This window comes from Micromonospora craniellae, from assembly GCF_014764405.1.
In the GTDB taxonomy this organism is placed as follows: domain Bacteria; phylum Actinomycetota; class Actinomycetes; order Mycobacteriales; family Micromonosporaceae; genus Micromonospora; species Micromonospora craniellae.
Genome location: NZ_CP061725.1, coordinates 62601 through 73862 on the forward strand (window position 1 = coordinate 62601; position 11262 = coordinate 73862).

Sequence of the window (11262 nt, forward strand, 5' to 3'; positions counted from 1 at the left end):
ACACGCATCTGGCCGAGATGAGGGAGGCGTTCGTATGGTGAGTCACCGCAGTGCCGCTGCGAGGTCGGCGGCGTTGTCGAACGCGGGTGCCGCCCTTTCGGTTTCGTCCTTCGTGAGCGTGACGGACTCGGCACGGGCCAGCATCTCGGCCGCGGTCTGTGGATCGTGCAGCACCATCGCGAGTTCGGCGCGGTAGATCAGGACCTCTACCTGCTCGACCGGGGCGTCGTCGGCTTGTGGGCGAGCCAACGCGCTGTCGAGGATCCGGACGGCCTGTCCGACGCTTCCCCGGGAATCGGCCTGTACGACAGCATTGGCCAGGGCCTTGGCCAGCCGCCCGCCGGGCGTGGTGGCCGGCATGGGCGCGGTGGCGGCGTCCCGGAAGACGCGGATCCAGTTGCCGCCCGGGTCGATGATGCTGAACCCGCCCCACCCGTCGGCGTTCTTCCGCGCCCTGGGCCGGGTCATCCGCGGCGTTCCGGACACCAGCACCTTGCCGTACGCGGCGCGCATGCCGGCTACGAATGCCCGGTGTAGTCCCTCGATGTCCGCCGTGAGTACCAGACAGGAGCCATAGGACTGCTCCGGGTCAAATCCGGGGATCTCGAAGAACTGTAGTTGCAGGTCTTCCCGCTGCACCCCCACACACGGGTGGGGCTTGCGCTGCTTGTACGTGGTGCGGAAACCGAGAACTCCGTAAAAGGTTTCGATGTCGTCGATGGATGCGCATGGCAGCAGGGGAACGGTCCGCTCGTTGGTCATGCCTCCTTCCTAGACGTCGCGGGGTGTCCGTCGCCCATGGAAATAGCCGATCATCACCTTCGGTCATCCGATCGGCTGATGACCCAGAACGCAACGCCGCCGAGCCAAGCCATCGGCGGCGCCTTCCCTGCCTGCGATACGGCTCGCCAAGATCAGGGTCAGGCGACGCCGAACAGCAGGGCGGCACCGATGGTCTCGATCCAGAAATACCACCAGATCGGATAGAACGCAGTGGCCTTGTCGGCGATCCGGGAGAACAACCGGCCGAGGGCCATTCCGGCAAGGGCCGCTGCGACGGTTATGACCGCGCCGGGCCGGACATCGCCGATGTCGAGCGCCGCCGCAGCCAGTACGGCGGCGATCGCCAGGCCGAACCCGCCGTAGACCGCACGGATCTCGGACCGGCTTTCTGCTGATTCGATGACGATGCGGAACGGACGGGCAAGTGCCGCAGGCGCGGCGAGCGCGTAGACACCCATGCCGAAAAAGAACATCCCGACGATGATGACCGTTGTCGTCATTCGCGCCCTCGAACCGCTGGCGTCGTGCGGCGCCCGCAGGGGCCGGACGCCAAAACGATCACGGTGACGCCGACCAGAGCGAGCAGGATCGCCCGATGTCGCATGAGTATCTCCAGGTCCGCGCCCGTGACGTCCACGCCGTAGGCCGAACGGGCCCAGGCCGGCGACACGGCACCAGCGCCGGGCAGCACGTTGAGCAATCCGGCCGCCACAAGGAGCCCTTGCCCCAGTCGCCGCCTGATTCGTCCTGGCGGGCGCAGCACGCGCGTTGGCCGTTCCTCTGCGGTTATGAGCACATGTGCGATCATCGGCCACGTGGCCGATGTCCCAGGGCGTTCGCAAGGTAGTGAGATGACCGGATTGCCGATTGTGGGGTAGTCACGCCGGTTCCGGCGGGTACGTGAGAGAGCGCGGCCTTCTGGTGATCATTCAGGTGTCTAGACTGGATGATCGAGGAAGACCGCGCTCGTGGAAGCATCATTGTTGATCGGCGGGTTGTCCGCACGCCTGGGTGGCGTGTCGCCGTTGTCGGAGCGGGACACGCCGGGGTTGCTGCAGGTCCTTGCCGAGGTGCCGGACCCGCGTGATGCCCGGGGTCGGATCTATGCGCTGCCGGGGCTGCTCGCGATGGCGATCGCGGCGGTGCTCTCGGGATCCAGCCGGGTCGTGGAGATCGTCGAGTGGGCTGCGGATCTGCCGGACGCGGTGTGGGACCGTCTCGGCGCGGCCCGCGACGCCTTGACCGGGGCCCGGCGGGTGCCTGATGACGGCACGCTGGGCCGGGTGCTGGCCGGCATCGACGCCGACGCGTTGGATGCCGCGGTGTGTCGCTGGCTGCTCGGCCGGGCCGGTGTGACCGGGCGGGGTCGGCGGGTGATCGCCGTTGACGGCAAGACGCTGCGTGGCAGCGGCCCGGCCGGGTCTCAGGCGCACCTGCTGGCCGCGTTGGACCAGGCCGAGCAGATCGTCCTGGCGCAGATCGACGTTAATGGGAAGACGAATGAGATCAGCCGGTTCCAGCCGTTGCTCGACGGTCTGGACCTGGCCGGGGCGGTCATCACGGCGGACGCGCTGCACACCCAGCGCGAGCATGCCCGCTGGCTGGTCGAGGACAAACACGCCGGATACGTCTTCGTCGTCAAGCGCAATCAGCCACGGCTCTACCGACAGGTCAAGGCCCTGCCCTGGGGGAAGATCCCCGCCCTGGACGCCACCCGTGAGCGCGGGCACGGCCGCTACGACATCCGGGAGTTGCAGGCGGTCACCTGTCTGGGGCCGCTCGCGCTGGACTTCCCACACGCGGCCCAGGCCCTGCGTATCCGGCGCCGCCGACACAACCCGGCCACCGGACGTTGGTCCACCGTCACCGTGTACGCGATCACCAGCCTGACCGCAGCCGCGGCCGGTCCCGCTGACCTGGCCGACTGGCTACGCGGACACTGGGCCATCGAGGTCCTTCACCATATTCGCGACACCACCTACCGCGAGGACGCCAGCCGGCTACGCACAGGCAACGCGCCTCGCGCCCTGGCCACCCTTCGCAACACCGCGATCAGCCTCCTCCGCCTCAACGGCGCCACCTCGATCGCAGCAACCCTGCGCCGAAACAGCCGAGATCCATACCGATCCCTACAAATACTCGGACTCACCTAGAACGGACATACCTCGACCTTGCGAACGCCCTGGCCGATGTCCCGCTTCCAGAAACGTGTTGTGCCGAGCAGGCGAGGATCTGGATCTGGCTCGGACAGGCGGCCTATCTGGGGCCCTCACTGAGGCTGAATGCGCACTCCGGTTCCGTGCACTGCTTCGCGTTGGGCGTCGACGCACCGTTCACGCTGCAAGCCGTGGCCCTCGGCCTACCGCTGCTGGTCGGGCCGGTCGTGGCCGCCGCCCCGGCGACCGCGCAGTCCGCCCCGCAGATCGCGACCGCCCCGGGTGCGGGCGGTAGCACGGATGGCACCGCCCCGGCGGCGCGGATCTCCGCTGGCGACCGAGCCGGCACCGGCCCGGCCACGGAGATGGCGCCGCGCTGCGGCTGGCTGCCCGGCGCATACGAGCCGTACAGCGTCGGCTTCTCGGGCACCGGATCCGCCTGCGCACCGGCCCGTCGACGACCTGCACCGTGCTGGGCCTGGGCTACGCGGGCCAGAGCGCGACCCTGCGGTGCGGCGCGGTGGGTGACGACGGGTGGGGCTGGTACTACGTCAGGAACAACAGCACCGGCGTCACCGGCTTCGTCCGGAGTGACGGCCTGACGGGCGTACCGACCTCCACCCTGGCGTGCTGACCCCCGGCGTCGGCCGGCAGCGGTCGGCACCGACGGCCACGCATGGCGTCCGATACCTCGACGGTGCCATCACGAAGGTGGCGGACCATGAGCGGAAGGACTGGACCGGCCCAGGTCAGCCCTTTATCGCTCCGGAGAGCAGCCCCCGAGTGAGCTGCCGCTGCAGGATGAACGCGAGGATCATCGGGGGCACGCAGGCGAGAACGGTGCTGGCGAACAGCACGTCGTAGTCGGCGCGCATGTCGCTGTAGGTGGCGGCGATCTGCGGCTGCACTGTCATCACGGTCGGGCTCGATGACAGCACCAGGGGAAAGATGAAGGAGTTCCAGCTGGTGAGGAACGTGAAGATGGCGGCGGTGGCGACACCCGGGCGGGCCGCCGGCAGCATGATCAGTCGAAGCATCTGTGGCTTGGTCGCGCCGTCCACCAGGGCCTGTTCATCGAGCTCCACATCGATCGTGTCGAGGTAACTCTTCATGAGCCAGATGCTGAACGGCAGCGTCACCGCCAGCTCGGCGAGCACGAGCGCAAGATAGGTGTCGTAGATGCCCACGCGGCTGAACAGCAGGAAGAGCGGGATGATGATGGCGAACATGGGCACCATCCGGGAGATGATGAGCCCGTTGAGTGCCATCGACCACCCCCGGCCCCTGGCCCGGGAGAAGCCGTACGCCGCGGCGAAGCCCAGCACGACATTGATCACGGTGACGACGACACCGACGACCATGCTGTTCTGTAGGCCGAGGGCGATCAGCTGGGCGGTCGTCGTACCGTCGCCGGGCGCGAAGAGCGCGGCCAGCAGGTCGGCGTAGCTGGCGAACGTCACGGTCTCGGGCCACCAACTGATGGGTACCCGGGTCATCTCGCCCGACGGGGACAGACTGCTGCGCAGGAGCCAGAGGAACGGCGCGACAGACCAGACAATGATCAGAACTGCGCCGGCCAGCACCCCGGCCATCCGCCAGCGTCCCCGACGGCGCGGCCTACGCCGCGCGGCGGCGCTCGGGGTGGCCTCCTCGGCACGGGTCGGAGTCGCCTGCATCGCCGCTCCCGGTTCAGACGGCGGGACGCCGCAGCGCCCGCATGTAGACAAGGGAGACGGCCATCACCATCGCCGTCAGGAAGTAGAGAATCGCGGCGCCCTTCTCGGTCGCGCCGTAGGTGAACATCGTCGCGTAGCCCCACCAGGCGAGCACCGTCGTCTCGTACCCGGGGCCACCGTTGGTGAGCATGTAGATGAGGCTGAACGCAAGGAAGCCCTCCAGCGAGGCCACGACGAACACGACGGCGAAGCTGTTCCTCAGCCACGGCAGTGTGACGTACCGGAAGCGTTGCAGGACGTTGGCCTGGTCGATCTTCGCCGCCTCGTACTGTTCCTTGGGGATCGCCTGTAGCCCGGACAGGAAGATCAACGTCGCGTACGGCGCGATGCTCCAGATGAACGCCGTGCCCAGCAGGACGAATGCCGTCGTGCCGTCGTTGAGCCAGGCCCGATACCCGTCGATGAGGCCGAGGTCGAAGAGCAGACCGTTCAGTGCCCCGTACGAGCCGTTGTAGATCCAACCCCAGATGACGGCGACCGCGACCTGCGACATCGACCAGGGGATGAGCATGGCCACTCGGGCGGCACCGCGCAGCGGCGACGGGATGTTCAGCAGGAGCGCCATGGCCAGCCCGAGGATGATCGAGCCGGCGATCGCGATGACCGCGAACAGGAACGTGTTCCGCAGGGCGGTGGGCAGGATCGGATCGCCGAACATGGCGGCGTAGTTGCCGAAGCCGAAGGTGCGACCGGTATCGCTACGCTCGGTGAGGCTCAACCACAGCGAGTAGACCAGCGGATAGAAGAGCACGCCCAGCACGACGAGGATGGCCGGGCCCATCAGCCCGAACTCGCCGAGGCGCTGCCGCCGTCGGGCGGCTCGCCGGGTGGCTGTCGTGGGCGGTCGCCCGGGACCGGGCGACCACCCACGCGGGGCGGACCGAACCGTCATCGCTGTTCCTGGGCGAACGACGCCGAGTTGGCCAGAGCCTCCTTGACGCTCGTCCTGCCGAGCAGGGCGTTCTGCAACTCCGCCGCGGTGCGGTCGAGCCACTCGGTGAACCACGACTGCTGGATCACCGGTCCCAGCAGCCGTGACTTCGACTTCTGCTCGGCCACCAGCGCGGGATCGCTGAAGGTGCTCCACTTGGCGGTCACATCCGGGTCGTCGAACACCGGGGCGTAGCCCGGTTCGACGCCGAGGTCGATCGCGCGGTAGCGGGTGGGTATCAGGTACGTGTCGTCCCGGTCCAGCGCCCCGAGAAAGCGCGCCAGGTCGGGGCCGTTCTCCGCCTCGGCGCCGGACCTGGTCAGACAGACCCAGTTCGAGCCGGTCAGGCACTCGTGGGTGGCGCCCGGATACATCATCAGCTTGATCTTTCCGGCGACGTTCGCGTACTTCGTCGTGTCGAGGTTGAGCACCGGCAGGACCTGGGAGATGTTGTGCTGGAAGTAGGCGGCGTTGCCGGCCGCGAAGATCTCCAGGGTGGCGTTGTGGTCGGCCGTCAGCACGTCCGGCGGCACCAGCTCGGCGGCCCACATGCGCCGCCAGAACTCGATGGTCTCGATGACGGCCGGGTCGTCCTGGTAACGCGGGCTCAGCGTCTGCGGATCAAACCACTCCTGCGCACCCCGCGAATAGCTGTCGCCGATCGCGAAGTACGTGATGAGGCTGTACGCCTTCGTCCACATCGGCACGAACGGGTACTGTGCGGCGCCCGCGCGTTTGAGGGCGGTGAGCTGGGTGAAGAACTCCTCCCAGTCGTCGGCCGGATCGAAGCCGCCGGCACCCAGCACACTCTCGTTGAAGACCATGACCTTGGTCAGGCCGTTGCCGGGCAGGGCCACCACCTTGCCGCCGTCGGTGACCGACTCGAGCAGCGACGGGTACATGTCGTTCTTGATCTTCGACAGGTCCATCGCGTCCTCGACGGCGACCAGCCAACCCTCCTTCAACCACTTCTGTGGGTAGCCGTCGTCGCAGGTGACGACGGTGAGGTCGGTGCCGGCGCGCAGCCGCGTCTCGGTCGTCGGGTGGTAGTCCCTCGGCACGGCGGACGTGGTCACCGAGCTGCCGTACTGCTGGGTGAAGGTTGCCAGGTAGGGCGTGATCTGCTCGACGCCGAACGACGGCGTGTGGTAGGTCAGGCTCGCGGCGGAGCCGCCACCGGACCCGCGACCACAGGCTGACAACGCGGTGGCCACCAGCGCGGCACCGCCGACCCCGAGGAACGATCGGCGCGACAGGCCACGGGGCAGCCCTGTGTGAACTCCTTTGTCCATCTGCGTTCGGTCCTTTCGCGTCGCCTGCACGGCGGTTCGCCGGCGGCGGATGGTCATCTGGGCACTACCAAGGCGAGGCGCGGACGGGGCTACCAGGCAGATCATCGCCAATCTGGTAACGGGTGCCAAACTAAACCGGCTCTAGCATCCCGTCAAGCATTGATTTCCCATGATCAGAGCATTGACTACCTGCCCAATTACCCCTAGCCTGCGTTCTGGAACCAAGTTCCAAAACCGTCCAGTTGGCAGTTCAGGAGGCAGGGTGGCCACCCAACAGGGAGCCGCGGCAGCAGCGCAGGCGACAGTCCTGTCGCAGTCGATCCAGCGCGCGTTGGATGTGCTCGAAACACTCAGCGCCGAAGCACCGGAGGTCGGTCAGACACTGACTGAGCTCGCCGACCGGCTCGGTCTGCCGAAGTCGACCGTGGCCCGGGTGCTGCACAACCTCGAGGTGCGCGGCTTCGTCGAGCAGGACGGCCTACGCCGTTACCGGGTGGGCATGCGGCTGTTCTCCATCGGCGGGCAGGCCCTCGCCCACAGTCACCTACGCGTCACCAGCCGCCCCTATCTCGAAGATCTGACACTGCGCGTCGGGGAGTCGTCCTACCTGGGCGTCCTCGACATGCATCAGGTCCTCTACGTCGACCGGATCGAGTCGCCCCAGCCGGTCAAGTCGCTGTCGCCGATCGGCTCACACCGTCCGATCAACGCCACCGCGATGGGCAAGGCGATCGTCGCCTGGATGGACGAGAGCGACCTCCGACGACTCCTGACGCGGGCCGGGATGGCCTCCCGTACCCGGCACACGGTGACGGAACTCGACACCTTCGTGGCCCAGCTCGCGCAGATCCGGGCCGACGGGTTCGCAGTCGACGTCGGCGAATGGGACGAGGGCCTGACGTGCGTGGCCGCGCCGGTACGGGCCAGCAACGGCGCCGTCGTGGGTGCCCTGGGCATCAGCGGACCGAGTTGGCGGCTCGCCGGCGAGCAGCTCAACGACGCCACGCGTCTGCTTTCGAAGGCGGTCACCGAACTCGGCGCCGAGCTGGCGCCCGCGGTCCGCTGACCGCCGCCGGCCAGGAACGACGGCAGGAAACGACGACAGGAGGATCTGGTGGTTGAGGCAGTGCGGGCACGTGGTGTGCTCCCCGAGGCGATCGACGAGAACGGCCACCGGGGCCGGGTCCGGTCCGGCGCGCAGGCCATCGTCGAGACCCTTGAGGCGTACGGCGTGCGGTTCGTCTTCGGTATGTGCGGCCATACCAACCTGGCGATGCTGGGCGCGATCGAACAGTCGTCGTTGACCTTCATCGGGGTCCGCCACGAGCAGGTGGCCGCGCACGCCGCGGACGGCTACTTCCGGGCCACCGGCGAGCTGGCGGCGGTGCTGACCACCATCGGTCCCGGTCTGACGAACGCCCTCACCGGGATCGGCGACGCCGCCCTCGACGGCGCCGGCATGGTGGTGGTCGCCGGCGACGTGCCGTCGTACCTGGCCGGGCGGGGCGGCTTCCAGGAACTCGACCTCCATGGTGAGGCTCAGCAGGTGGAGATGGTGCGTCCACTGGTGAAGCGTGCCTGGAAGGTGGCCAGCCGCGAAGGGCTCGCCGACATCGCGGGCCGGGCGTGCCAGGTCGCCCTGGCCGACCAGCCCGGTCCGGTGCTGCTCGACGTGCCGATGAACTTCTTCTCCGCCACCTTCTCCGACGAGATCCACGTGGCCGCGCAGCGGCTGCCGGCCGATCGGCGACGCTACGCCGCCGAGGGTCAGGTGTCCCGCGTCGCCCGGATGCTGATCGACGCCGAGCGCCCGGTCGTCTACGCCGGCGGGGGCGCCGCCCGGTCGGGTGCACGTGACTCGCTAGTCGCGCTGGCCGAGCACCTGGGCGTGCCGGTCGTGACGACGATGTCCGGGCAGGGCGCCATCCCCCAGGACCACCGGCTCTGTGCCGGCTACACCGCGACCGTCGGCACCCCGCTGGCCCACCAGCTCGTCAACAGCGCGGACGTCGTCCTCGCCCTCGGTACCCGGTTCGGTGAGATGGAGACCAGTTCGTACGACCACGACGTGTCGTTCCGGGTTCCACCCACCCAGGTCGTCCAGGTGGACCTGGACGCCACCCAGATCGGCCGGGCCTACCCGGTGGCGGTGGGCGTGGTCGCCGAGGTCGGCGCGTTCGTCGAGCAACTCCTCGGTGAGGTCCGGGCAGCCACGCCGCGCCGCGACTGGGAGTCGTCCGCACGGTTCGCCACGATCCGCGACGAGATCCGCGCCTGGCGTGCCGACATCGCCGAGGCTCGGCGCAGCGACGCCACGCCCATCGCGGTCGAACGCCTGCTGGGCGACATCCGTGAGGTGCTGCCCCGCGACGGGATCTTCCTGACCGACGTCGGCATCCGCCACCAGGTGGCCCAGCAGTTCGACGTCTACGAAGCGCGCGACCACTATGTGGCCTCCGGCTGGGGCACGATGGGCGGTTCCGTCGCGGCGGCGCTGGGCGCCAAGGTCGGCGCGCCGGACCGGGCCGTCGTGGCGGAGGTCGGCGACGGCGCCTTCACCTCGATTCTGAGCGCCGTCATCACCGCAGTCGAGCACGACATCCCCGTCGTCTGGGTCGTGATGAACAACTTCGGCTACAGCTCGATCTCGGTATACCAGCACAAGCACCGACTCGGCGCGCTGGGGACGACCTTCCGTACGCCGGACGGCCAGCCGTACAACCCCGACTTCGCCGCGCTCGCGGCGGCCTGTGGCGCGCTGGGCGCCGTCGTCACCGACCCGGCCGACCTCAAACCGGCGCTGCGCGCAGCGTTGGACTCGGGCCGGCCATACGTACTCGACGTGCACACCGAACCGGCTCCACGCACCCGCGCGAGCGGTAGGTGGGACGTCAACGACATCCTGTCCGGCAACCGGAACGCCTGACCTGTTCTCCGATCCCGTCCCGCCGGAAATCGACGACCGTTGGAGGACCGATGACCGCTGAGTCACCGACGCACCTGCGCGACCTGGCCGCGAGCGACCTGCCGCGGCTGCTGACCGAGGTCCCCGGCCCCCGCTCGCGGGAGCTGACCGGCCGGGAGAGCGCCCACAGCTCACCGGGGCTGTCAGCGCTGTCGACGTTGTCCGGCATCGCGGTCCACCAGGGCTTCGGTGCCCTGGTGGAGGACGTCGACGGCAATGTCTTCATCGACTTCAGCTCCGGCACCGTGGTCACGGTGACCGGGCACGCGCATCCCCGCGTCGTCGAGGCGATCAAGACGGAGATCGACAAGTTCATCCACATCTACGACTACACTTCGGCGTCCCGCGCGGACTTCCTGGATCACCTGGTGTCGGTGCTGCCGGACGGGCTCGACAAGGTGCAGATGTACACCTCCGGCGCCGAGACCGTGGAGGCCGGTCTGCGGCTGGCCAAGTCGCACACCGGCCGGACGGAGTTCATCTCGCTCTACCGTGCCTTCCACGGCAAGACGATGGGTGCCATGTCGTTGATGGGCGGCGGTTACAAGAAGGGGTTCGGACCGCTCGTCAGCGGCTTCTACCAGACGCCGAACGCATACTGCTACCGGTGTCCGCTCATGCTGGAGCCCGACACCTGCGGCGCGAAGTGCGCCGACTTCATCGAGAACGTCTTCGAGCAGGAGACCACCGGAAACGTCGCCGCCGTGGTGGCCGAGGCGATCCAGGGCGCCGGCGGCGCCATCGTGCCGCCACCCGAGTACTTCGCGAAGATCCAGGAGTTCTGCCGCCGCAACGACATCCTGCTCTTCATCGACGAGGTGCTCACCTCGGCCGGCCGTACCGGCAAGATGTGGGCCTCCGAGCATTACGACATCAAGCCCGACATCATGACCATGGGCAAGGGCATCGGTTCTGGTTTCCCGCTCGGCGTCGTCGCCTCGTCGGAGCGGGTCATGTCGTCGTTGCCGTGGGCTCAGCACAACGGTGGCACGAGCACGTACGGCGGCAGTCCGGTTTCCGCCGCCGCCGGCCTGGCCACGTTGATCACCATCGTGAACGAGAACCTCATCGAGAACGCCGCGGTGGTCGGTGCCCACATCAAGGGTCGTCTCGAAGAGCTACAGTCCAGACACCTGTCGATGGGCGACGTCCGGGGCCGGGGCATGCTGATGGCGGTCGAGTTCGTCACCGACCGCCAGACGAAGGAGCGGATCAGCCAGGAGGCCGCCGAGTTCCTGTACCGGGACCTGGTGAGCCACGGCATCCTGGTGGCCAGCGCCGCGCCGATCATGCGGATCACTCCCCCACTGGTCATGACCCGGGACCTTGCCGACCGGGCGCTGGACATCTTCGATGCGGCCGTCGGCCGCATGGAGAACCAGTTCCGCATCGGGTAGGG

Annotated in this window: 10 protein-coding genes; 5 read left to right on the forward strand and 5 right to left on the reverse strand. The window is 68.3% G+C overall.

The features are described 5' to 3' along the window. Positions 1–42 precede the first annotated feature (42 nt). Together ID554_RS00270 and ID554_RS00275 are read right to left on the reverse strand one after the other, a co-directional pair. Positions 43–762, reverse strand: a complete 720-nt coding sequence (locus ID554_RS00270) for a VOC family protein (protein ID WP_117231124.1) — start codon at positions 760–762, stop codon at positions 43–45. Positions 763–920: 158 nt separating this feature from the next. Continuing rightward, positions 921–1283 (reverse strand): DUF4345 family protein, encoded by a 363-nt coding sequence (locus tag ID554_RS00275; protein ID WP_117231125.1) that lies wholly within the window; start codon positions 1281–1283, stop codon positions 921–923. A 495-nt stretch (positions 1284–1778) separates the two neighbouring features. Here ID554_RS00275 and ID554_RS00280 point away from each other — a divergent pair, with 495 nt between their 5' ends. After that, positions 1779–2936, forward strand: coding sequence for an ISAs1 family transposase (locus ID554_RS00280; RefSeq protein WP_117230052.1), 1158 nt, complete (start codon positions 1779–1781; stop codon positions 2934–2936). A 442-nt stretch (positions 2937–3378) separates the two neighbouring features. Next, positions 3379–3573, forward strand: a complete 195-nt coding sequence (locus ID554_RS00285; protein ID WP_325051150.1) for an SH3 domain-containing protein — start codon at positions 3379–3381, stop codon at positions 3571–3573. Positions 3574–3688: 115 nt separating this feature from the next. Here the strand turns inward: ID554_RS00285 and ID554_RS00290 are convergent, their stop codons facing one another. From ID554_RS00290 to ID554_RS00300, 3 genes are all read right to left on the reverse strand, one after another. Beyond that, positions 3689–4531 carry a carbohydrate ABC transporter permease gene (locus ID554_RS00290; protein WP_191088686.1) on the reverse strand — a complete coding sequence of 281 codons (843 nt, stop codon included), beginning with the start codon at positions 4529–4531 and terminating at the stop codon, positions 3689–3691. Positions 4532–4628: 97 nt separating this feature from the next. Next, positions 4629–5567, reverse strand: coding sequence for a carbohydrate ABC transporter permease (locus ID554_RS00295; RefSeq protein WP_117230725.1), 939 nt, complete (start codon positions 5565–5567; stop codon positions 4629–4631). After that, entirely contained in the window at positions 5564–6898 is a 1335-nt protein-coding gene (locus ID554_RS00300; protein WP_158573836.1) for an ABC transporter substrate-binding protein, read from the reverse strand. Before ID554_RS00300 ends, ID554_RS00295 begins: the two co-directional genes overlap by 4 nt. Before the next feature lie 262 nt (positions 6899–7160). Between ID554_RS00300 and ID554_RS00305 the strand changes: the two genes are divergently transcribed. From ID554_RS00305 to ID554_RS00315, 3 genes are read left to right on the forward strand one after another with little or no spacing between them, the layout of a single operon-like run. Further along, on the forward strand, positions 7161–7964 hold the full coding sequence (locus tag ID554_RS00305; protein ID WP_158573837.1) for an IclR family transcriptional regulator: 804 nt from the start codon (positions 7161–7163) through the stop codon (positions 7962–7964). Between the two features lie 48 nt (positions 7965–8012). Continuing rightward, the gene (locus tag ID554_RS00310; protein ID WP_117230728.1) at positions 8013–9824 is read left to right on the forward strand and encodes a thiamine pyrophosphate-binding protein; all 1812 of its coding nucleotides are present in this window, start codon (positions 8013–8015) and stop codon (positions 9822–9824) included. 50 nt (positions 9825–9874) lie between these two features. Next, positions 9875–11260, forward strand: a complete 1386-nt coding sequence (locus tag ID554_RS00315; RefSeq protein WP_117230729.1) for an aspartate aminotransferase family protein — start codon at positions 9875–9877, stop codon at positions 11258–11260. Positions 11261–11262: the final 2 nt, after the last annotated feature.